At 32.6% G+C, this 23980-nt stretch carries 23 protein-coding genes; 15 read left to right on the forward strand and 8 right to left on the reverse strand.

Annotated elements, in window-relative coordinates; translation table 11 throughout:
• Positions 1-177: 177 nt before the first annotated feature.
• The gene (locus H6622_14250) at positions 178-939 is read right to left on the reverse strand and encodes a hypothetical protein (protein MCB9062682.1); all 762 of its coding nucleotides are present in this window, start codon (positions 937-939) and stop codon (positions 178-180) included.
• A 134-nt stretch (positions 940-1073) separates the two neighbouring features.
• Between H6622_14250 and H6622_14255 the strand changes: the two genes are divergently transcribed.
• Entirely contained in the window at positions 1074-1805 is a 732-nt protein-coding gene (locus tag H6622_14255) for a hypothetical protein (protein MCB9062683.1), read from the forward strand.
• Here H6622_14255 and H6622_14260 read toward each other — a convergent pair.
• Positions 1795-2541 (reverse strand): hypothetical protein, encoded by a 747-nt coding sequence (locus tag H6622_14260; protein ID MCB9062684.1) that lies wholly within the window; start codon positions 2539-2541, stop codon positions 1795-1797. The genes H6622_14255 and H6622_14260 overlap by 11 nt on opposite strands.
• Before the next feature lie 118 nt (positions 2542-2659).
• Between H6622_14260 and H6622_14265 the strand changes: the two genes are divergently transcribed.
• Positions 2660-4063, forward strand: coding sequence for a HAMP domain-containing histidine kinase (locus tag H6622_14265; protein ID MCB9062685.1), 1404 nt, complete (start codon positions 2660-2662; stop codon positions 4061-4063).
• 12 nt (positions 4064-4075) lie between these two features.
• Here the strand turns inward: H6622_14265 and H6622_14270 are convergent, their stop codons facing one another.
• Positions 4076-5644, reverse strand: a complete 1569-nt coding sequence (locus H6622_14270; GenBank protein MCB9062686.1) for a ChaN family lipoprotein — start codon at positions 5642-5644, stop codon at positions 4076-4078.
• A 72-nt stretch (positions 5645-5716) separates the two neighbouring features.
• On the reverse strand, positions 5717-8581 hold the full coding sequence (locus H6622_14275; protein MCB9062687.1) for a hypothetical protein: 2865 nt from the start codon (positions 8579-8581) through the stop codon (positions 5717-5719).
• A gap of 231 nt (positions 8582-8812) precedes the next feature.
• On the opposite strand from H6622_14275, the gene H6622_14280 reads away from it, so the two are divergent.
• From H6622_14280 to H6622_14315, 8 genes are all read left to right on the forward strand, one after another.
• A complete protein-coding gene (locus H6622_14280; GenBank protein MCB9062688.1) occupies positions 8813-9697 on the forward strand; it encodes a hypothetical protein in 885 nt (294 codons plus the stop codon).
• Between the two features lie 75 nt (positions 9698-9772).
• A complete protein-coding gene (locus H6622_14285; GenBank protein ID MCB9062689.1) occupies positions 9773-10381 on the forward strand; it encodes an RsmD family RNA methyltransferase in 609 nt (202 codons plus the stop codon).
• Positions 10365-10853 carry a pantetheine-phosphate adenylyltransferase gene (gene coaD / locus H6622_14290; GenBank protein MCB9062690.1) on the forward strand — a complete coding sequence of 163 codons (489 nt, stop codon included), beginning with the start codon at positions 10365-10367 and terminating at the stop codon, positions 10851-10853. The genes H6622_14285 and coaD overlap by 17 nt, the downstream gene beginning before the upstream one ends.
• Entirely contained in the window at positions 10850-12070 is a 1221-nt protein-coding gene (locus H6622_14295; GenBank protein ID MCB9062691.1) for an aminotransferase class I/II-fold pyridoxal phosphate-dependent enzyme, read from the forward strand. Before coaD ends, H6622_14295 begins: the two co-directional genes overlap by 4 nt.
• Before the next feature lie 132 nt (positions 12071-12202).
• Positions 12203-13213 carry a hypothetical protein gene (locus H6622_14300; protein MCB9062692.1) on the forward strand — a complete coding sequence of 337 codons (1011 nt, stop codon included), beginning with the start codon at positions 12203-12205 and terminating at the stop codon, positions 13211-13213.
• A complete protein-coding gene (locus H6622_14305; GenBank protein MCB9062693.1) occupies positions 13210-14307 on the forward strand; it encodes a hypothetical protein in 1098 nt (365 codons plus the stop codon). Before H6622_14300 ends, H6622_14305 begins: the two co-directional genes overlap by 4 nt.
• A gap of 74 nt (positions 14308-14381) precedes the next feature.
• The gene (locus H6622_14310; protein ID MCB9062694.1) at positions 14382-15692 is read left to right on the forward strand and encodes a PhoH family protein; all 1311 of its coding nucleotides are present in this window, start codon (positions 14382-14384) and stop codon (positions 15690-15692) included.
• Positions 15689-16270: a PilZ domain-containing protein gene (locus H6622_14315; GenBank protein ID MCB9062695.1), complete on the forward strand. Its 582-nt coding sequence runs from the start codon at positions 15689-15691 to the stop codon at positions 16268-16270. The genes H6622_14310 and H6622_14315 overlap by 4 nt, the downstream gene beginning before the upstream one ends.
• Here the strand turns inward: H6622_14315 and H6622_14320 are convergent.
• The 3 genes from H6622_14320 to H6622_14330 all read right to left on the reverse strand — a co-directional run bounded on the left by H6622_14320 (position 16267) and on the right by H6622_14330 (position 18029).
• Entirely contained in the window at positions 16267-16518 is a 252-nt protein-coding gene (locus tag H6622_14320) for a hypothetical protein (protein MCB9062696.1), read from the reverse strand. The genes H6622_14315 and H6622_14320 overlap by 4 nt on opposite strands.
• A gap of 220 nt (positions 16519-16738) precedes the next feature.
• Positions 16739-17332 (reverse strand): DedA family protein, encoded by a 594-nt coding sequence (locus tag H6622_14325; protein MCB9062697.1) that lies wholly within the window; start codon positions 17330-17332, stop codon positions 16739-16741.
• Positions 17333-17423: 91 nt separating this feature from the next.
• On the reverse strand, positions 17424-18029 hold the full coding sequence (locus H6622_14330; GenBank protein ID MCB9062698.1) for a peroxiredoxin: 606 nt from the start codon (positions 18027-18029) through the stop codon (positions 17424-17426).
• A 273-nt stretch (positions 18030-18302) separates the two neighbouring features.
• Between H6622_14330 and H6622_14335 the strand changes: the two genes are divergently transcribed.
• Genes H6622_14335 through H6622_14355 form a run of 5 tightly spaced genes read left to right on the forward strand, consistent with a single transcriptional unit; the run spans position 18303 to position 22619 of the window.
• Entirely contained in the window at positions 18303-18920 is a 618-nt protein-coding gene (locus H6622_14335; GenBank protein MCB9062699.1) for an ATP-dependent Clp protease proteolytic subunit, read from the forward strand.
• 49 nt (positions 18921-18969) lie between these two features.
• The gene (clpX, locus tag H6622_14340; GenBank protein ID MCB9062700.1) at positions 18970-20280 is read left to right on the forward strand and encodes an ATP-dependent Clp protease ATP-binding subunit ClpX; all 1311 of its coding nucleotides are present in this window, start codon (positions 18970-18972) and stop codon (positions 20278-20280) included.
• Positions 20281-20301: 21 nt separating this feature from the next.
• Positions 20302-20997 carry a hypothetical protein gene (locus H6622_14345; GenBank protein ID MCB9062701.1) on the forward strand — a complete coding sequence of 232 codons (696 nt, stop codon included), beginning with the start codon at positions 20302-20304 and terminating at the stop codon, positions 20995-20997.
• Between the two features lie 26 nt (positions 20998-21023).
• Positions 21024-21725 carry an NAD-dependent protein deacylase gene (gene cobB / locus H6622_14350; protein MCB9062702.1) on the forward strand — a complete coding sequence of 234 codons (702 nt, stop codon included), beginning with the start codon at positions 21024-21026 and terminating at the stop codon, positions 21723-21725.
• A gap of 60 nt (positions 21726-21785) precedes the next feature.
• The gene (locus H6622_14355; protein MCB9062703.1) at positions 21786-22619 is read left to right on the forward strand and encodes an RDD family protein; all 834 of its coding nucleotides are present in this window, start codon (positions 21786-21788) and stop codon (positions 22617-22619) included.
• Positions 22620-22647: 28 nt separating this feature from the next.
• Here the strand turns inward: H6622_14355 and H6622_14360 are convergent, their stop codons facing one another.
• Positions 22648-23892: a DUF2029 domain-containing protein gene (locus H6622_14360; protein ID MCB9062704.1), complete on the reverse strand. Its 1245-nt coding sequence runs from the start codon at positions 23890-23892 to the stop codon at positions 22648-22650.
• Positions 23893-23980 lie beyond the last annotated feature (88 nt).

The raw sequence follows: 23980 nt of genomic DNA on the forward strand, positions 1-23980 counted from the left end.
ATCCCTTACCTCTACAAAGGGGCTTGAGAATCTTTTAATCAATGAAAATTAGTATAAAAAATTGTATATACTTATTCGCATTAAGATTAAATCATCTATTTCGCGTTTGAAAAAATTTCAAAACAAAAATACATAGATTAAGTGTTTATTAAGAAATTAAAGCAAAAATAATTGAAATTAATTGGGAAAATCGTAAGTTAAATCAGTCGACACTTGCAATGAAAATTTATAGCAATACTTGATCCAAACATTATCCATTGGACATGGGTTTCCAAAAACCTGACAGGCATAATCCCATTTTGCATTAACGACTTCAATTCTAGGAGTCGCACTTCCACCTGTTAATGAGCGAATATCGAAATTATACGGATCAGAACATCCACCAACTGGGACTTCTTCAAAAGTATGTTGGACGTAATTTCCACCTTCAGCAGTTCTTAATCTGACTGTTAAAGATAATTTGCTATAGGGAACTGCTGTTAGTCTACAGATATCTTTTCTGATATTAGTTTCAGGATCTTCTGTATTTTGATATTTTTGAATCATTGCAGGACTTATTCCTACTAAAGCAGAGTCACTAACTTTTCCCGGAGATTCTTTTGCCAATACTCTGACTTTAAATCTCTTATCAGCACTTAGGATACTGGGGTTATTTTTAATTAAAGGATCTTCCGCTGTTGTATATACTATATCTTCAGAATTCATACCGAAAGTTATCACATCATTAAATCTATAATAATCTTGAGTTTCAATTTCATATTTCTGAACACCAGAAGAATTGCAACCAGTCTCTCCAGTAGTGGGAGAGGTCGGTGTCGTTGGAATTGTACTAGTATCTGTATTATTTTTTTTAATAGTCGATGTTGATGTTTTATTATTTGTTTTAGAGCATGAACTGATAAACAAAAAAACAAGCAACATAATAAACCCAGAATTCATGATGACTCCATATTAAATTATCATACTCAGTTTGTATGATACTCTTGAAACTTATCGGTATACTTAATTAAAATTAAAGTAGTACCAATAAAAAAATATCTGCACAAAAAATAAAAATGAGATAAAATGCAATGATGGAAAACGAGCTACGGAAATTATTTCAAATATTTAAAATCTATGAACAAATAACCAGATCAATTTTACAGGATTATAATAAGAGAGAGAGTAAAACGGTCTCCTATAAGGAATTAAGATCATCCATTTTAAAAAATTATAAGGATGAATTTTATGAGTTTTTTACTAAGAAATACTTAAAAAGTGATTTTTTAGAAAGAATTTATCTTACTTCTCTTCATAACTTCATAAAAAGTAGTGGTAACTATAAAGAACTTTTAGAAGAACTCGTTCATGGACTATATTTTGTTAATGGAATATCAACTATGAAGATTACAAATCTTCTCAATATATCTAAAACTGATATTGAAAATATTGTTATTTCAAGACTATTAAAACTTTCAGATTTAATTTCATTTCAAAGACCAGAAGAAAAATGTTTCTATTCAAAGAATATTATCTCATCAATTACTAACCCCCAAAATAATTCTCATTTTTTTAATCATTTAAATGGATGCATTCAATGTAGTGATTTAAGAAATTTCTTTCTTGAAATTGTTGATGCTGAAAGGAATAGAATTGCAGAGAAAAATTATAGTGATTTACCAGAACTTACCTATAAGCAATTTTTAACATCTGTTTTAAATATAATGAAAAACATGCTGATTAATATACGTTCAATAAGTCCAGTCTATATCGGAAATATGATCAAAGTAGAGTATCTTGGACTAAAGATACAATTTATTGATTAATACGAAGTGAGTAAATAACATTAAATTCAGAATTCTCATCAAGATAACCCTTAGGGGGATTTGGAATAGAAAGATCCTTGAGTGCTAGTTCGAAAATTTCATTAAGATCTTTATCATCTCCCATTTTGTTAAATTTGATTGAAATGATATTTCCTTTTGAATCATATTTTTGAATGGCCGTGAGTAGTTCTGTCATATAAGGAATTCTATTTTTAAGATATGGCCTTTTACGAACGACTTCTAAATATGAATTCATAATAGCATTATAATAAAGTATTTGATGACGCCTAATAAAGCTATAGTAAACTTTCTCCCTACTATTAAAAGGATCATCACGAAATTCATCTTTTTCAAGCCCAATTGACAATTGAGATTGTCCAAAAAACTCAATATCATCTTTGCCCGTAATAATATCACTAACTCTAATGTGATTGAAGGATTTGTGTTCTACCTTTTTTTTCTTCATTACTTTGGGAATTGAGTTCTTTTTTGCCTCAGCAATCATTTGTTTTTTCAATTTTGTTGTTTGCTGCCCAATCTTTATTTCTTTATTTTTATAAGATTCATCATCAGTAAATTGAACCTTTATAGGGGAGTTAAGTGAAGATTTTAACACGAATTCTTCAATAGTATTTTTTGAGGGTTTAATCCACCTGAAAACACTAAAAACCAATCCATGTAAAAGTAGGGAAAGAAAAATAGAGATAATGAAAACGTTATTAGGTTTACTAATCATGCTTAACGATACACTCTCTGTGCAAAAAAGGGAATATTTGGCCGATTATTGACTGATTTTGTAGATCAGTTAGATTAGTAATATTGATGGCACTAATAAGTGCCATTCTAGGGAAAATATGGGCAATTATTTCAGAAAAAATAGAAAAATTCTGCCAATTTTATTAGGTGCATCTTCATTGGCCCTAGTTATTACATTAATTTTCATATTTAATGCTACAAGTAGTTTATCTTCACAATCAAAACTAATTGAGGGTTCAAGAGTTTGTTTTTCAAGGGTTGGGCAAGTTTTTTCTGCTCGGGCCATGGAAAATTTAAATTCTAACTATCTGACAAAAGAATTCTATAAGGACACTGAGCGTTGTTATAGTGAGTCAATTGATATTGCAAAAACGCTGAAAAATTCTGAATTATTAGAAAAATTGAATAATCTGGCCACTGAAACTCACTGGTTTCATGAGAGGGTAAAACAATTTGGTTCGCAGAATCTACAAAAAACAGTCAGTTTAGAGTCAATTAATGAAAAGTTTAATGAACTTGAAACATTAAATAATTCACTTGTTGATCATATTGAATATATTTCAAATGATTTAATTCGTAGTTTAAGAATTCAAAAAATTGTTGGGATTTGTAGTTTTCTATTACTTTTATCTATTGTTTCTTATTTTGGGTTTTATGTTCGTGGGAGAGATGAGAGTAATTCACAATTAGAGGAGATGGCCAAGATTGAACTGGCCAAGGATAAGATTCAACCTCTTGAGATCCAAAAAATCATCGGAACAGCATTAGGAAAAAATGAACTTTCATTTTGTCAGGAACTTTTTTACAACTACCATTATTCTCATTACAGACAAAAAAACAAAGTAGTTCAGACTAAAAAGGAAACCAAGAAAGTTGAAATTAGGCCAGAGAATATTGTTCAATCAAATCAACAGAAGGAAAAAATCATCCTTAGTGTAAATGTAGATGATGTATTGACGAAAGTTATTACAGTCTTAAAGGAAAAAATTTTTATTGAGGGTGTCATTCTTGAAATAGATATTGACCAAGACATTTATGTACACGCTAATGAAGAAGATTTGGAACATATTCTTTATCAATTATTGATGCATTCGATTAATTCTTGTGCGAATGTTTTTGGAAAAAAGAGAATTTCATTTAACCTTAAGAAGCTTGGTGGCACTATTTTACTAAATATTGAAGATAATGGGGTTGGATTTGCTCCAGAATTTATTCATTCATATGTACATGGAAAGCAAATTAACTCCAATGAACTTGGAATTGAATTACAAATTTGTAGTGAGCTACTCAAACAGTCAGATGGAGAAATTGCATTTGCAAATATTTTAGATGAGAGTGGGATGATTGTTGGAGGTGAAGTCAAGCTACTCTTTAGAAGAGCTCAGAAGATTTCTAGCATTGATACTGATATTATTGAGGATAAACTCAATGATGAGACTTCTCAACCGCAGCTTGTTAAATTGGTACGTGGTAAAAAGAAAGACCTTGTCAATAGTCTTTAAATAAATCCAATTTCAGAATACTCTTTTTTTAAATTGTTTGTATGAACTTTTAGGCAAGAATCTATCTAAAAGTTGTAAATAAAAATCAAAATTAAAACTTTTATTTTTTAAAAGATTACTTAAATAATTATCTTGATCGTTGGAGTTTTCCATCATGACTTCTCCAAGGAAATAACCAATGTATTTACCTGCATAATATTGGGCATCTATACCAGAATTTTCAATAATATTTTTTTCATCTCTTTTTTCCAATATTTCGAATACGAGGGCGATATTATTTTTTTGTTTTTCAGATGTTGTGTCTAAATCTAGTTTTTTTAAAAAATCTAAATAGAGATCACATTTCTTATAGGGGTTAATAATTTTTGATCCAATATAGGTAAATAGGAATGTGTAGAAAAAATAAAGATAGGCAGATATCTTGTCGTTAAAATTATCTTCATGTTGATTCAAACAGAAATAAATATGATTACCACAAAGGCCAGCGATTCGATTAATTGAATAATTTGAGCAATAGTAAAAATTTGAGTATGGAACTCTGAAAGATTTACCACGGATCAGAAGGTTGTTGTAATATTCTTTGAGATCATTATGTTTGATCTCTTTAATTTTATTTTTAATAATTTCAATAGAATGATAATCATAGAGATTATAGTTTTCAATATCATCTTCAGGAAGAATGAGTTGGGCCCTTTGACATATAATCTTAAGAAGAAATATAAAGTTTTCATTTGTGGAATCTGTAAAAGATTTTAGTCCTTTGTGAATAACTATTTCACGAGTTTCAAAATCGGGGTCTTCATCGATATTTTCATACCAATAAATCATACTTTCATATTTTATCCATGGTGGAGATGTTTGAAGTGAAAATTCATTTTGGCTAAAACTTATGATGACTTCATTTGTATCTTTCAATTTCCAATAAACCTCATCTAAATTTTGATGAATGATAACTTGATTAATCTCTGGAATTGATTTCGAGTTAACCTTCTGTGGGAGTTTGTTAGGCATAATATGGAGTTCGCCAAACAAAACAATTTGTAGAGTGTTAGGAAATTCTTTGTAATACTCTGCAATTTTTATGGCCGCAAATTCATCTCTTTCTTGTAAAGATCCAAAAGAATTCAAGGCGACTATTTCAATCTTATGTTTTTTTGCTATATCAAAAAATCTTTTGTAATGATGCCATGGGAACTGCCAGTTTTCACAATATTCAATCACATCCAGAAATTCTAATTCAGTTATATCCCCACTTAAATAAGCATCAATTGAGTATTGTTGCTCTGAATGTACAAACTCAATTCCAATACATAAATTTTTCTTAGACTCAACTATTTGTCTTAATAGTCTTTCAAAGTTTCTTCCAGATTGATCAAAGGAATGGAAGTCACCTAAATACAAAATATGAGCACTTTTGATTGCATTGTTAAGTTGTTCAAAATTACTTACCGTAAAATCTCTTTTTGAAAAAAATTCTTGGTTTTTTCTATAACTAAGCATTTCATCAGATACTTCACTTTCCAAAGAAAATGCTTTATTTTTCATATAGTTATAAATGTCTTTTTCTAAATTTTTATCCACAGAACTATTATGCACATAATTCTAAAAAAAGAACAACTTAAGTATGTCCGAGTAATATTCTCGGGTTCGGTTCTATGAAGAAAGTGAAATTTGTGAACTTAAAAGCTGGTTTATAATTTGAATTGTATCCTTGTAGAGAATTTTTAAATCTTCTTGATTTTGAGTAGATTTTTTAATGACTTCTTTTAAATCTTTCAGAGAAGGAACTTCAACACTACTAAAGATTTGCGAAATTGTAGCGTTTTGAACAGGCCCAAGGATAAAGTGAATAAATTGTAACATTTCTTTGTCAGAATATAATCTGGCCACACTTTTTTCGTGTGAAAGAATCTCTAGATACAGCTCATCTTCAGAATGTACAATTTTTGAAGAGTGGTAATAAGATTGAATTTCTTTCACGGAAGAAATCTTTAATTCAAGATAAACATCTTGATTATTGGGGTATAGAGGTGACTTATTTTTTTCAATTAACGGTCTATAGATATTAGGATTATTAAAATCTATGTCAGCAGAAAAACTATGCGCTTGATTTTGATTTTCAATCAAATAGGAAAGATTGTATTTGAAATAACAAAGAAGACCCAGCCCATGCCATGGGTACTTTGAAACAATACTTTTGATTGATTCTTTTTTTCTATTAAATTCTTCTAGAAGCTTAGATGAATTTTCAGATTTAATTTCATCTGGAGCTAGTTTTAAAATATCAAAAGTAGATTCTAAATACGTTGGAATTGGTTTTGTTTCAGAGAAAAATTTGGGAATGAGCAATGATTTTAATTTGGATTTAACCTTTGTCGCTCCACCTGTGAGACAGATTTGAACTATTTGACTTCCAAGATGTGACTTGAAGAAATCTCTAAACATATTTATATTTAAATCTCTAGATTTAGGAATAAGACCAAAATATGAATAAAATGCATGGCCCAGTTCTTCGGCCTTTGCTTGGTAACTTTTTGAAGGAATTATCTCAAGCTTAATATTTTGAGAATCAGTATAATTTGCAATAAGCACTAGCGGATAAAGATCCTCTGGAGAATATGAAATTCCTAGGAGTCCAGATGTTAAAGTATCTTGTTGACCATTAGCTGATGGAGAAACTTGTTCTAATTGAAAGAAATGATCAAAGGGTATGCAGGAAGTTGTTAAATTTTTAAAAAAAGAAGGATGTGTCACATTCGAAGGGTCTTTTGAAGTTGAATGTAAGAGTTTTCCATCCATAATTGCATCTTGATGAAGTTCAAAACTAAGGTCGTTTTCTAATGATTTAATATAAATAGTTGATGTGCTTGGACTTTTCTCATTGAAAAAATTTGTAAGCGTTTCAACAAATAGACCAAATTTTGAAAATGTTTTCAGTTGTCCACTCCATCTGAAACTTAGGCAAGGTTCTTTTTCTTTAATTTCAAATTGTGAATTAAGCCCTCTAGGATCAAAAAGATTATTATCCTGATAGCTAGGGGATTCGTTTCTAAGTGAGAAAATATAAAGAAAAGAAGGAATCTCTCCTTTTCCAGTTAATTCATCAAAATTAAAATAGGCCTCAAGTTTTAGTATTTTTAAGAACTGTTCCATTTTTTCAGACTGTGAAGGAACAAAGAGATTTTGGTTTGTTAAAATATACAGTAGTCCATCATTTAGGAGTTGTTCTTTGTGTTTTAATATGCTGGACAAAACGTAGTGGTGCGGATTTTTCTTTGGTATTTCTGATAAATTAAGAACAATTCTTTTAAAAAGAATATGTTTTCCATGTTCACTTGATAAATTTCCAAAAATACTCATTTGACCAGAATTGTTTTGTCGATTATCTGAGTACTTATTATTGAAAGAACTACAAATCAGCTTTATAGGATCATGATCTTGTTTACCAGCAATATCGACTAAAATAGTCAGTAACTCTAGTTCCTGACATATTTTTAAGAAATCACCACTTTGATTATGAATGGATTCAAATTCAGCACAGAGGAGATGTTTCCATTTCTTATCCATTTTGCTTTCTTGTGCCAACCAATGTGAATGTGCCAAAGAAATGAGTTGCTCTCCATGAAACTTGCAATTTATAGAAATAGGATATTGTTTATCTGATGAATAATTCGAAGATTCATCTTTTTTTAACCAATTTGGAAATTTTATTAATAGATTATTGAGAAATTGACCAAAAGAGGTTGAAGAAAGAGAGTGGGAGTACCCAGTTGTAGGGCCAAATATAAGTGAATCTTTATTTGTATTTATAACATTATCAAAGTTTGTAATTTTTAAAAATTCAGAAATATCGATGTTCAAAACTAAGTCAGACGTTTTAATAACTATTTCTTTAGAGATAACAATTGAGGGACGATACCAGCTATAAGAATTGGCCTGGAGACCAAGTGAATTTAATTCGGTAGAACTTCCTCTTCTAAATATTTTAGATAAAAATGAATTTGGATTTCTTAAATTATTTTCTGTTGGAAATAATTTAATTTGATGACAAAGTTTTGATAGAAATCGTATTTTGTATAAATAAAAAGTTGCGGCCCTAAAGCAATAAAACTTAATAAATTCATTAACGGCTGTGTGTTGTCCAATTGATTCATTTTGAATATTCTTCCAAAAATCAAACTGGTTGAGTTTTGGTGTTTGCCGTTCTTCAATATAAGAAAGATATTCTGTGTAAATTGAATCTTTGAGAGATTTATTCAGACCATGAAAACAAGAAAACTGTTTTTTGGCATCATTGTAGAAAGTGATAAGGTTTTTTCTAATGGCCAAGGCATTTTTACTAATTAAACTATCACCATGCCACTCAGGTATAATAAAATTTTTAAATTCAAACCTTTGATTAAAAGGCATAGCGTTCTCACTCTTGTAAATGGGTGTACTAGAGTGAAACTCCTGTTTTACACTGGAGCTATAAGAATTTCCGAGCCAAGATCCGGCCTGAAAGACTTTTTTTGTCAAAATTTCCTCGATCAAAAATTGCTAGATACAAATGTACAAAAGTTTCCACGTTTTTTTAAAGCTTTTATTGAAAAAAAAACTGACAGATAGTTGTGATTTCTTGCACTTAACTTGATTCCACGCATTGTTTAGTTAAACTCTGAAAAAAATTAAGGCCTAGCGTGTAAAAAAAACTTTTTTGTTTCCGATAGATAACAAGTAATAAGGATTAGAAGTTTAAAAGGTCAGTTTATGAGTGAAAAGCTTCATGAAGAGGATATTGAGCAGAATTTTAATGACTCAGAGCTAGAAGATATTATGTCTGAAATTGAGTCGTTAGAAAAAGAGTTTGGTGGAGATGATACATCTGATGAGGAATCTTCGCTGGAAGACATCTCAAACGAGGAATTGCAGATGTTGGACGCAGATTCTAATGAAGACCTTTCACAAGAGGAAGAAGCTCTATTTGATTCTACTGATGAAAATAATGACGATGAATTCCATGATGAATCAGAGGAAATTTCACAAATTGTTTCTGAAGTTGAAGATGAGGTCGAAGAAGAAGTTGAACAAAAGCTTAAGTTTGATGACATTGAGTCACTTGAGGATGTGCAAGACGAATTTGAACTCATCAAAAATCCTGATCCTGAAGTCTTAGAAAAATTAAAAGTTGATTCATTTGAGGCAGAAAAAACAAAATTACAAAAAAACATCGATACAGAAATTGAGTCTGCCGTTGCCAATATTTCAAGCTCGACCATAGATGAAGTCACAAACATGTTAAATGGTGATTCACACAGCATTATAGCTGAGGGAATGGTTCCAGATGAAGACCTAGAAGGGGAGCTTCAAGCAATTGCAAAAAATCACACAGAACAAAAAGTTGAGCATCACGTAAGTGAAGAAATCGTAGATAACAATTTAATACCACTTAAGGACAATGACATGAGTAAATCAAATCAAAAACAGGTATCAGAAATGAATTTTGAAGTTAGTGGTAATATTTGTATGAAGATGAATTTTAAATTATCAGGTAAGGATGTTATCTTACATCTAGGAGAGGCCGATGGCCTAACCGTAGAGCTTCCAGGTGGAATTAAATTCACTGTACCATTAGAAGAGAAAAAAGCGTCTTAAACATGTCTCACATTTGATAATTTCTATTGTATACTCAAAAACATCTTTGAAAATGTTGTGCATTATGAGGTGTTTGTGAGTGTTGCAATTTTGGGTGGAGACCTAAAAAATTTAAAACTAAAAGTATCTAACTCAGGCATGACCAGGCCTACTAGTGTTATTTTGAAACGAAAACTATTTGATTCATATCAATCAATGGAGGGATATTGTTTTATCGATTTATGTTGCGGAAGCGGGCAAGTCGGTATTGAAGCTCTTTCTCGAGGTGCTCATAAGGTTTACTTAGTTGAAAAAGAGCGAAAAGTTTTTCAAATTCTAAAGGATAATTATCTTTTACTAAAAAAAAGAGATGAGTCTTTAGCAGAAAAAGTAACTTTGTCATCAATGGACAGTATAAAGTGGATACAAATAAAATTACCTGAATTTAATTTGGATGAAAAATATTTTATATTTTTGGATCCTCCCTACAAAAATCATGAACTTTATAAAAAATGTCTCGTTATGTTAAATAACATTTTCTTAGATGGAGTTTTATGTATAGAATCTGATAAGCTAATAGGGCCCTCTGTTGAGTTCTTAAGAGAACATTATGGGCCAGAATTTAAATTATTTGAACATAGCGATTCTTTTTTATATTTAGTAGACTTAAGAAGAAAGGGAGTAAATGATGAACAAACACCGTAGAGCTATATATGCTGGAACATTTGATCCCTTTACTAATGGACATAAAAGTATTTTGGAACGATCATTAAAGATAATTGATGAAGTGACTATTCTTGTTGCAAAGTCACCAACGAAAAAGCCATTGTTTTCTCCTCAAAAAAGAGTTGAGATGATCTCAAAAGTATTCGAAAATGACAAACGAATAAGGGTAGATTCTTGGGATGGACTTGTCATCGAATATGCTAGACAAGAAAATATAGGAACGATCATTAGAGGGCTAAGGCCAACCGGAGACTTTGAAGTTGAATTTCAAATGGCCTCAATGAACAAAAAACTCTTCTACGATGTAGAAACAATTTTTCTTATGACTGGAGGCGAACATTACTTTGTTTCTTCCACTCTAGTAAAAGAAATTTACACCTATGGGGGAAATATTTGTGAATTTGTTCCTCCTGAAATTTTTGAATATTTAAAAGACGAGAAACGTATATGATTAGCTCAAGAGTTAGACAAATTGAAGATTCACACTCAAGGTACCTACATCAAAAAGCAAGCTATTTAAAATCCCAAGGAAGATATATTTATAATCTGGCCCACGGAGAATTAAATATTAAGCCACCGATTGAACTTTTAAATAATATTAAAACTCATACTAATTTTTTAGCAAGTTTTTTGTATTCTGATCCTCAAGGACAAATTGCTTTAAGAGAAAAAATACTACACGAATTTCAAAACTCTAGAGGAGTAAGTTTAGATGGTCTAGAGAATGAATTTGATTGTCTCATCTCAAACGGTGCAAGACATGCTCTATCCAATATGCTTGGGACCATTTTAGATCCAGGGGATGAAGTGATTATCATAAGACCCTACTGGTCTGCGTATCCCCAAATCGTCAATTTTTGCAGAGGAGTGCCGGTATTTGTTTCTTCATCCGTTTATGATTTCTATCATCCATGTATAGACGATATAGAAAAAGTTATCTCAATGAAGACGAAGGCCATCATAATAAATTCTCCCAATAATCCTTCAGGTATTCATTACAGTGAAGGATGGATGGAAGAATTTGCTGCACTAATGGAAAAAAATCCTGAAATTTTTATTATTTCAGATGAGATTTATAGCGAAATGATTTACTTTGATCCTGCTCCAACTTATTTTTATCAAACTTCACCAAATCTTCTCAACCGGTCAATCATTATAAGTGGAATTTCTAAAACTATGGCCGCTGCCGGACTTAGAATTGGACATGCAATTTGCCAAAGAAATCTCGCGAAAGCAGCTGCTAAAATACAAGAACAAACTACTTCTGGTGCGAATTCTCTAATTCAAAGAGCACTTGTGGATTATGACTTTTCAAAGCTTAGGGCCTACCTCTCCCCAATTAGACAAATGTTAAGACAAAACTCAAGGATTTTACAAAGGCTCTTTAGAGATTTTAATTTTTCTCAAGTATGGTACCAAACTTGTTCATGCTATTTTTTTCTCATTGATTTCTCAAAACTACCCATAATTGAAAAATTTCGCAATCCAGAAAGTAATCAGACTGACTACTCTGTTGAAATTTGCGAAAATATTCTCTCGGAAATAGGCGTGGCCATTGGACCTGGTACTGATTTTGGAGTTGAGAATTCTGGTCGGATATCACTTATCTTAGATGAAAAACACTTTGAAGATGCCCTAAAAAAACTGCTTGGGTACATTACAAAATAAATCGAGCAAATATCTCAAGTAAGAGTATCTCAATAGGGGGTTTATGCCCTCCAGATATTAAATCATAAATTCTATATAATTGTTTAAGGCGTATAAGATGGCCAAAGGGCCTCTGTCTATGGGGAATTTTATATGTATAGACTTTTACACTTAGCGGTTTCCACGTCAATTATGCTTATTCTTTTTTCGAGCTGTCACACAGATGAAGAAATCTTTGAGATTAAAAAAGAAGATGCGATGATAGGCGCTCGCTTTGCGTTGAATGATGGGAAATGTGATAAGGCCCTGGCCTATCTAACCCCTTATTGGGACAATAATGATGCTGATTTTCTAACCCTTGTCTCATCTAGTTATATCTGTAAGTCAGATTTTTCTCTTCTAGATTTTTATGTAAATGATATTTCAAAAATTTCTGCACCTGAAGTTTTTAGGTCATTTGCTACCTTTGAAGTTGCTGATTCTATGACTTCAAGTGAAGACGAATCATATATAAATCTTTGGTATGCACTTGATGTGTTACTTAACGCTGGAATTCCAGATTCAACAACTTCTCCAAATGTTGCAAATAGGGCGCAGTATCTTACTTCCGATGAGGCAGACAATATCAATCTTCAATTGTTCTATGTTATTTCAATACTACTTGGAAAGTTCTTTCATTTTTATGGTGATGCAGATTCCACCGGTACAAAAGGGGCCGGTACAGATAACGATTGTCTATACACCTATGATACAACTCTTTCTGTAAGTGGCTATGCTGATCTTGGGACCGTTCTTGATGCAACGATTGGTGGAGGAGTAGGAGATGCTGGCTCATGTACTAGTGCAGGTACTGGTCACACTTCCTTTAATAACCCCGCAAAACGTGTAAGACGACTTTGCGAAGGGGTTGTACTTGTTAATAACTTTTTTGATGTCTTCACTGAAGTTGCCTCTGTATTTACAGGAGGTGAATTGAGTGATGTTACAGATGCTTTAAACCTTTTAGAGTTAATTGAACCAATTTTAACTACTGCAGATGCTAATGCTGGTGGGTTACTTGATATTTATAATATGGATGACTGTATTGAAGCGAACACAGATGTTACAGATGATAGCTACCTGCAGATCTATTATGCATTTGTTATGGAGAGGCTTTACCGTTGAAACTAATCTTTGGATTGATTATATTTTATCTTTCTATGCAATTAGATGCAAAAGAGGTTTTTCATGTTGGAAGGTCTCCTAGAGCACTCATTATGGGAGATGCTTTTGCTGCACTTGCTGATGATGAATATACCCTTTTCTATAATCCAGCAGCATTAGGTAAAGAGGCCGATTTAAGAGTTGTTCCTTTTAATCCACATCTAGGAATTCTTAACCCTTTGGATTATATTGATAAATTTCAAAATATGCCCTCAGGTGTTGAACAAATTGCTGAGGTAGGGATGGGAATACCTCTTTATTTTTCTATTGGTGCTTTTCCAACACTAAAATTTGGGCCGATTGGAATTTCCATGTATGCACAAAGACAGGGAAGATATTATATTGATAATCCTAAATATCCTCAATTAACGATAGATGATAGGTTAGATAGGGGTTTTGTGATAGGAATGTCACACAGAATGGAAGGATTTGGTAAAGACGAATTTTCCTTTGGTTTTTCATTTAAAAGTGTAAAAAGGGCCGGTATTTTTGGAACTTTTGATATGCTTGGTGGACTTCTCTTAGATGTATTAAATTCTGGTTCAATTTCACCGAGTTCTCTAAAGGAAATACTAGGCTATTCGAAAGGCTCTGGAAAAGGTTTTGATGCGGGAGTTGAATATATTCTTAAAATTGGAGATGATACAAAGGCCAATTTTGCTTTTTCTGTCATTGATATTGGAGATACAAAGTTTTTGCACGAAGAAGGCCCTTCTAAACCTCCCTCGCAATTGATGAATGCAACTTTGGCCACTGCTTTTGTTCAGGATTTAGGTTTTATAGATTATAAATTTGCTCTAGATATTCAGGCCATGAATCAAAATTTAGAGTTCGGTCAAATGTTGCATCTTGGCATGGAGTTGGGTTTACCAATCATTAAACTCCTTGCTGGTTGGAATGCTGGCTACATAAGCTACGGAGCTTCCTTTGAATTTTGGGGAATTGAGTTCCTAGGAGGACTTTATGGCGTTGAAATTGGTAACGGTTACCGGGTAAAAGAAGCACCAAGGGCAATAATTTATTTCAAATTTTTAGACTTTTCATTTGATGCTTAATAAATTCCTTTTTAGAATAAAGGGCAGGGAGTTTTTATGTCGAACTCTTTAGTCAGCTTATTTGGAGGAGCTTTTTGGAAAAAGTTTTTGTTCTTGATACGAATGTCATTTTATTTGACCCCCAGGCCATCTTTAAATTTGAAAATCACACAGTTTACCTTCCTTTGATTGTCATAGAAGAAATTGATCGATTCAAAAAAGATCAAAACGAAAATGGAAGAAATGCAAGACATTTTTCCAGGATTGTTGATGATTTAAGAAAGGGTGGATCTCTCCATGATGGAGTAGATTTAAACAATGGAGGGAAATTTATTGTCTCTATTAACCTAAAAGTAGGAAGTGAACATGAAGGTTTGATAGATTTTTCTAATAATGACAATAAAATTCTTGGAACTGTTCTTTCTCTTAAAAATGAAGGAAAGAGTGTCGTTTTAATCACTAAAGATATTAACCTTCGCCTTAAGTCAGATGCTCTGGGCCTAGTTGCTGAAGATTATGGTAATAAATCTACAAATCCAGAAGACCTCTACTCTGGGCAGAGGATATTTGAGGTGTCTGTTGAGCGTTTGAAAGAGTTTGAAGAAGAGAGGTTTTTGCAATTAAAAGAAGACGAGTGGAAGCAATTTTATGCCAATCAATATTTGATTGTAACAGAAGTTAATAATGAAAGACACAGACTACTTGGAAGGTATTCACAGCAAAAAAAAGGTATTGTCCCTTTGATAAGAATGCGAGAAGGTGTATGGGGAATCCACCCGAAGAATGTAGAACAACAGTTCGCATTTGATGCTCTTTTAAATGATGAAGTGAAATTAGTATCCCTAGTAGGAAAGGCCGGAACAGGTAAAACCTTATTGGCCATTGCTGCAGGTCTTGAGATGGCCATTGCGCAAAATAAATATATTCGATTACTCGTCTCCCGCCCTGTTCAGCCTATGGGGAAAGACCTTGGATTTTTACCTGGAGATGTCAATGAAAAACTAGCTCCTTGGATGCAGCCCATTTTTGATAATATGGATTATCTTTTCGGGCACCATGGAAATTCTAGCTCTTCTTGGGAAGATTTAATTAATCAAGGTCTACTACATGTTGAACCTCTCACCTATATTAGGGGAAGATCCATTCCTGCTCAGTATATGATTGTCGATGAAGCTCAGAATTTATCGCCCCACGAAGTAAAAACCATTATTACAAGGGCCGGGGAGGGGACTAAAATAATTCTAACAGGAGACTGTGATCAAATTGACAGTCCCTATTTAGATTCCGTTAATAATGGACTGGCCTATGTTGTAGAGCGAATGAAGGCCGAAGAAATTGTTGGCCATACAATTTTAAAATATGGAGAGCGTTCAGAATTATCTGAAATAGCATCAAAATTATTATGAGTGAAGACTTTACAAGGGAATTCTCACGTGCACCGTTAAGAGGTAGAATACTTTATGGTGTAGATACTGGAAGAGAGGGAGAGTGTTTCCACACTAACTTAATCAATGTTTCAGAAGGTGGTTTACTGATAGATTTTTTACCATTTACTCCCAAGTCAGATGAATCGGTCTTTTTTTATTTTGAAATGCCAGTGATTCCCAATTTGGCAAATATGTCGGCATTAAAGATTAGATATATTTCGGGAGATGATCAATTTTTTAATATTGTATGGGGTAAAGGAAAAATTGTTAGAAGTTTTAAATCCAAAGGTGAGCTCATTCCACTCCCTATCCAGAGAATGGCGATTGAATTTATAGATATAGAGAACAATCAAAAAAAAGTAATTTCAGAATATGTTGAGTCATTTTCTAGAAACTTAGGACTTTTTAGCGATACAGTGACTAGGGTCATTGCAGGCGAAGAAGATAGAGATAAGTTAAGTGCAATCGCAGATATTTTAGGTTATGAGAAAAATATGGAATTAAGTAATCTGAAAATGAAAATTGAGCATGATTTAAAAAGTTTTGAGAAAAATTAACCTTGAATATTTCTGTTAAGTCGTTTGTTTAATTCATTTAAGATTTCATGAGAACGTCTTGTTAGTGCTCTGCTGAGTGGCATTTTTTTTAGTTCTTCTGCTGTGTAATGGGATTCATCAATAAGTTGATTAAATGTTAAAACAGTTAAATATTCAATGTAGGATCTTGAGTCGTATTTTTCCTCGTGATCTTCTTTCCACTTTTTTAATTCTACAAGATTTCCTTCTTGTTCTCTTTCTAAGATCATACTTCACCTAATCTTTTTTTTGCACAACACGTTCCACCTCAACTTTTTTGAGCACGACGGTTATCTATCAAGGTCTGTTAATTTTCAAGAATTAAAAACTTACATCCTGTAAGGAAGTAAGTTTTTCATCTGAAAAAAATTCATAATCTTCACATTAGCATACGAAAATTCGTATCCTTGTTAAACGATAAGAGCATAAATATGAAAAAAGTACTCACTTTTAAGGGCCAACTTGGGCCCTTTTCTTACTTCTATTTTTTATAAGGAAATAGATAACAACAACTATAGCAACAGAAAAAATAATATAATTACTTTTTTTAATTGTATCTAAGACAGTGTCACCAAAATGATAATAGATTGTAAAATAAGTGCAAACTGAGATTGTAACAGCTGTTAAATCACTTAGACAAAATTTAGCTATATTCATTTTTCCAAGTCCAGCAGTGAGAAAGAGACCATTTCTAATTCCAAATGGTATGAAACGACCTAAAATGAGAGTGATGATTCCATATTTTTCATAGAAAGAGTGTATTTTTTTTACTCTATCAGGGGGCACCATACTCGAGAAAAACTTTATTTTTAATAATTTTTCTCCAAATACGCGGCCAAGAAAAAAACAGATAACATCTGAAACATAGGCCCCTGCATAGATTGCAATAAATAGGGGCCAAAGATATTGTGGATTTTTAGCGGCCATTATCGCGGCAACAAAACACATCATATCTTCGGATACAGGGATATTGAATCCTGCTAAAAAAAGTAAACCAAAAATAATGTAAGGAGCGGTCGCCACATTAGATTGAATAAACGTCATTACAGATTGGGTGATTTCTTCCACAGCTATCCCGTTATTTATTTAGAGAAACGGCCAGATAATTCTGGCCGTGCATCTCTTAAGATGTTGATTAATTATTTTTTGAAAAATATTCTTGAGAGCCTTTTGGATCAGGCTTCATTGTCGCTGAACCTTTAGTCCATCCAGCAGGACAAACTTCACCATGCTTTGCTGTAAACTGATAGGCCTCTAAAAGTCTTAGAGTTTCGTCAACATTTCTACCAACTGAAAGATTGTTTATTGTTGAATGTTGAATCACATTTTTGTCGTCAATGATAAAAAGTCCACGTAACGCAATACCTGCTTCTTCAATAAGCACACCATAGTCAGATGATATTTTTTTAGTAACATCTGCAAGGATTGGAAAATTAATTTCACCAATACCACCAGTTTTTCTATCTTGTTGTGTCCAGGCAAGGTGAGAAAAAGCAGAATCTATTGAACATGCAATTACTTCGCAGTTTAGTTCTTTGAATTTTGAAACGGCCTCAGAGTAGGCAATAATTTCTGTCGGACAAACAAAAGTAAAATCTAGTGGATAAAAGAATAAAACTTTCCACTTTCCATTGAAGTCATTCAGTGACACGGGTTTGATCTCACCATTAACCACAGCATTTGTTTGAAAATTAGGTGCCGTTTTTCCAACAATTCTAGTTGGAGTTGTAGTCTCAGACATAACATACCTCTTGAGTTAAGTTTTAAAGCGCCAAAAAAAGGCGTATTTAGTTATAGATGGCAATTTATGCTTGTTGGAATCACTTTTCAAGTCAAACTCGACAAATTTTTTCAACTTGGCGCATAATAACTCCCCATAATCAAAGATATTTGGTAGCTTCACTTAAGGTGAATTTAAAAAGAGAATTCTAAAGATCTTTTTATAATTACCCGAAAGGTTTCTTGATTATTATTTAATAGTTCTATTGAGTATTGAAATTTAAAGAGAGGTTTTATGTCTAAGTTACCACATGCTCACATTCCCAATCCAATTGTTATTGAACAAACTTCTAGAGGAGAGAGGCAATACGATATTTATTCACGCCTTTTACTTGATAGAATTGTATTTCTAGGTACACAAGTTAACGACACTGTAGCAAACCTTCTCATCGCACAAATGCTCTTCTTAGAGCAAAGTGATCCAGAAGCTCCCATCCATTTTTATATAAATAGTCCAGGTGGTTCAGTTTATGCAGGGCTTGGGATTTACGATATTATGCAGCACATATCTTGTCCTGTACACACATACTGTGTCGGACTAGCTGCTTCAATGGGGTCTTTACTTCTTACAGCTGGAGCGAAAGGACATAGACATTCTCTTCCACACAGTCGTATTATGATCCACCAGCCTCTAGGGGGCGCACAGGGGCAGTGCTCTGATATCCAAATTCAGGCAAAAGAGATTCAAGATCTTAAGGACGAGCTCAACAGAATTTACGTAAATCACACTGGAATGGAATTCGAGCGCGTTGAAAAAGAAACAGACAGGGATAATTATCTAGATCCTGAAAAAGCTAAAAATATGGGTTTGATTGATACTGTCATTAGACCTAAAGAAACAACTAAGAAATAAGTAAGGACCTTTGATTAAGTAGAGCAAAGAAAAGAAAAGGATAGGGGTTATGGGGAAAGAGAAAAATGGATATGGATCAGCATTAAGTTGTAGCTTCTGTGGCAAATCTCAAAAGGAAGTTAAAAAACTTATCGCTGGCCCTGGTGTATATATCTGTGATGAATGTATAGAGCTTTGTAACGATATTATTTATGAAGACTCTATAAAATCAAATCAAAAGGCAGCATTAGATAATGTCCCTAGGCCTCATGAAATAAAAGCTCATCTCGATGGCTATGTAATTGGTCAAGACCGAGCTAAAAAAATTATTTCAGTTGCTGTTCATAACCACTATAAAAGAATTGCAAATAAAGGTGAAGGCCGTAAGGGTGATGATGTTGAATTGCAAAAATCAAATATCCTTCTGGCCGGTCCGACTGGTTCAGGTAAAACCCTTATCGCTCAGTCATTAGCTAAATACTTGAACGTTCCCTTTGCCATTGCTGATGCAACCTCGTTAACTGAAGCAGGTTACGTCGGAGAAGATGTTGAAAATATCATTTTAAACCTATTGCAAAGTTGTGACTATGATATTGAAAGGGCCCAAAGAGGAATTATCTATATAGATGAGATAGATAAAATTGCTAGAAAATCAGAAAATCCTTCAATTACCAGAGATGTATCAGGAGAAGGGGTTCAACAAGCACTTCTTAAACTTATTGAAGGAACAGTTGCCTCTGTTCCTCCAAAGGGTGGAAGAAAACATCCTCAACAAGAATTCCTACAAGTAGATACAAGAAATATTCTTTTTATAGTCGCTGGAGCGTTCGTAGGTCTCGATAAAATTATTGAAAAAAGAATGACCAAAAGACCAATGGGCCTTTTAGGGAAATCTGAAAAATCAAATAACGAACAAACTGTTGTCGAAAAACTAGGCGGCATTGAGGCCGAAGATTTGTCTAGATTTGGATTGATTCCAGAGTTCATTGGCCGTCTACCTGTCAATGCTATGCTTGAAGAACTCGATGAGAAAGCACTTATTCAAATATTGGTTGAACCAAAAAATGCAATTACGAAACAATACAAAAAACTCTTTGAATTTGACGGAATTGAAATTGAATTTGAAGAGGATGCCTTAAAAGAAGTTGCCGCCATGGCACTGAAAAAGAAAACAGGTGCAAGAGGACTAAGAGCGATCTTAGAGCAGTCGATGCTGGATTTAATGTATGATCTTCCTTCAAAAGAAACGATCAATAAAGTAATTGTTACTAAAGACATGATTCAAGGAATTGGCCATCCAATACTTGTTGAGGGTGAAAGGAAGTTGCATAAAGGTGCAAGCTCTTCTTCTATAAATAAATCTGATAAAGAAATAGCCTAAAAAGTTTCTTGAGAGACTAACATGGGAAAACTTGAACTTAATCCAGACAAGATCCCAGAAGAAGAAAGAAATATTCTCACTCAAATTGGTGAGCAAATTGAGTACGCCCTCGAAGTAGAAGATCAAGTTCAAAGAGATAAATTACTTCTTGAAAGTATAAATCAACTGCTTACATATTTTAATCATGAAATTGAACTTGTTAAATTTGAGGCCATGAGTATATGTGGAGTTGCCTATTTTCACATGAAAGATTATGTCAATGCTTCTAAAGTCTATAATGACTTAGCAATTCAAACCCAAGATTCTGTTGATTGGTTTAATTTATCAATTTCTCAAACTTTACTTGGAGAAATTGATAAAGGTGAAGAGTCCTTTAAAAACTGTATAAAAGCTATTAAACTAGTAGGAGCTACAACTAGATTTAATCGGGCATCGGCCCTCTACTATTATGGTTGCTCCCTCTTTGATGTGCACCAGTATGAGAAGAGTACAGATATACTACTTAGATTATTTCCCATCTATGAAAGTTTACAAATCACTGACACGACTTTTTTGTATATTAGAGGTATCCCTTCGTTTTCAGAATCTCTTGAGAGACTTGTGAAATCTGCTAAAATGGCCGGAAACTATGAGCACGTGAAAAAGGTACTCTTAGGAATTAAGGATAACTTTGACGAAGAAGGACAATCAATTCTTGAAAAAGAATTTTCCAGTTAACAGATTCTAAAAAAATAAAAGGACAAATGATGCCACCAAAAATTGTAGTACTAACGGGAGCTGGTATTTCAAGTGAATCTGGACTAAAAACGTTTCGCGATAACAATGGTTTGTGGGAAAACCACCGAGTCGAAGAAGTTGCTACTCCAGATGCCTTTAAACGAAATCCCGAATTGGTGTATAGGTTTTATAATTTAAGAAGGCAACAACTTCTCAGTGGAGAAGTTAAACCGAATAAAGCACATACTGAACTGGCATTATTTGAAAAAAAATTTCAAGGAGAATTTGTTCTTGTCACTCAAAACGTAGACAATTTGCACGAAAGGGCAGGTTCTCAGAATGTCATACACATGCATGGTGAACTTACGAAAATACGATGTGTTCATTCAGGCGAGGTATTCGAATCACTCTTAGACATTGATGAAAATTCGATCTGTGAATGTTGTCAAAAGAAAGGAAATCTTAGGCCTCATATCGTATGGTTTGGAGAAATTCCTTTATTTATGGATGAAATACAAAAACACTTAAGTGAATGCCAACTTTTTATTTCAGTTGGCACATCTGGAAATGTTTATCCTGCAGCTGGTTTTGTTGAAATTGCCAAAAGTTTCGCTGCCAAAACAGTGGAGTTAAATATGGAAAAAACCATATTAAATTCGATGTTTGATGAAGGATATTATGGGCCGGCAACCGAAGTCGTAGAAAAATACTTTGCTAGGTTATTGTAAATCTAACTTCATTTAAATTTAATGTAATGATTCCGAAAAGAAGTCATAGAAGGAATTTAAATGGCCAAGGTATCTGATCTAACTATTGAACAGCTTTATGAGTATCAAGAACATTACTCTAAGAAGCTTGAAAAAGATCCAACAAATAAAAGGTATCTGAAAACACTAGAAAAAGTGAATAGAGAAATAAACTCTAGAAATACAATTGTTCATCATGCAAAATCAAAGAGCTATTTTGAATCCATTGAATTAGACGAATTTAAATACAATAGAAACAAATCTACAACTTATACACTAGCAAATCTCACAGAATCCGTAAATTATACAACAGTCTCTAAAGTTTTACACCTTGTACCTGCCAAAACAAGAGACAGACTAGTGGCCAGATTGATTGATTTTTTAATCGTTATTTGTATGATGTTTCTAATTTCACATTTTTTCAATTTAGAAATTTATTTCTCAATGGAGCAGTTTGGGGCAAAAGGACTGAAGATTAATATTATCGTTTTAGGTATCTATTGGTTATATCATACAATGACACTAAAATATTTTAATGCCTCTCTTGGTAAATATATAAAGAAAATTAAAGTCATCACAGATAGTCGCAATCGATCTCAAATCCCTTTTCATCTATGTATTTTTAGACCAATTCTTATATTAACTTTTATATTATTAACAGGGCCATTATTTTATATGAGCACATATATGAATTTTGAAAGGAGACATTTGGTTGATCTTATTTTAGGAACACGTGTTCTTGATACATTAAATTTTAAAGAAATCGCTGAAATAAACAAAAAAATTGCAGCACTTTTAGTTTTAATTTCAATCCCTTATATTTATTTCATTGCGATTTATCTTTACGAAAATATATTTGAAAAGCTAATAAACTAAAATTCTTACAGATGAAAAGTATATTTAATTACTTTGAATTCAACTGGATTTGTTGTTTTAAGTAAAAAATTATCAAAATTAAACTCCCTAAGAGCACAGGAGAGATTCCGGCCACAATTTTTTGATAATTTCCCAAAAAAATTTTTGAAGTAAAACTCATAAGTGCCAAGGAGATGAAAAAAAGAATATTTGTTTTCGATCTCAAGGGATGATTTAAAAATTCCTGAACTCCTAAAATCGCCAGTGGTAAACAACCTACATAAGCATGTTTCCAGGCCAGTGGATTTATAATAATAGTAAACCAAATATAGACACTCCACCAAAATAATTTAAGATGTTTGTATTTTCTATGATGATAAATGATTGTTATCAAGAGTATGAATTTTATTACTAATATGAGGATAAAAGTCATTACTGGAGAAAACTCAAAAATTCCTATGGAAAAGTTTGAAAAATAAGGCCTGCTCATCAATATTCTAACCAGCAAAGAGTCAATTGAAGGATGTATATAACTGGGAGAAGCAGGAAATGCATGCTGTCCATTAGACATAAACTGAAAATAGTTCAGATACTCCTGAAATAATTCAGAAAAATTTGTATATGAAATTATTGGAAATAAAATAAGTAATATTCCAAATAAAATAGTTTTGCCAAGTAATTTCCATTCTTTTTCAACTATCAAATAAATGAGCAAAAAGACACTGAAAATCTTTACACCGATGCCAAAAGCAAGCAGAAAACATGCAAGGTTTTCTTTTTTTTCTTTGAAGTAAAAAAAACCACAAAGACAAAATGTAATAATACTATTGATTTGCAAATTTTTTAAGTCGTAGAGAATAAAGCGAAAAAGAAAAAAATATGTAATAAAAAAAAGAAGATGTTTATTGTTTTTCTCAAATTTTAATAAACTCAGAAGGAAGTAAAATGAGAGAAACAAAAAAAACTGTATCGAGAAATACCAAATTTTTTTTGCTGTATAATAATCAAAAATAACAAGAGGAGCAAAGATATAGGCGATAACAGGAACGTATTTATATGGCGTTAGTTCATCATTATTATAGAGTGAGTCTTCAGGTAAAATTTGAGGACGATGGGCAATATGAACAGAGTCAGTTAATTGAATATTAAATGTTTTTGCAACAAGACGTTGGGCAGATAAGTAGTAGGCCCTAAAATCTGTATTGGCCTTATCTTTAAGTGTGAAAGAAAGCAAAAATGCAGTGAAAATAAAAAACAGAAAGATTGGATTTTTAAAAGATTTAATTTGTATCATCAACAAGTTATACTATGGGTCAGATATTTAGTCTTTATAAAAAGGATTAGTCTTGGTTTTAGATAGATTCAACAAATATTTGCTTTTT

The organism is Halobacteriovoraceae bacterium (assembly GCA_020635115.1).
In the GTDB taxonomy this organism is placed as follows: domain Bacteria; phylum Bdellovibrionota; class Bacteriovoracia; order Bacteriovoracales; family Bacteriovoracaceae; genus JACKAK01.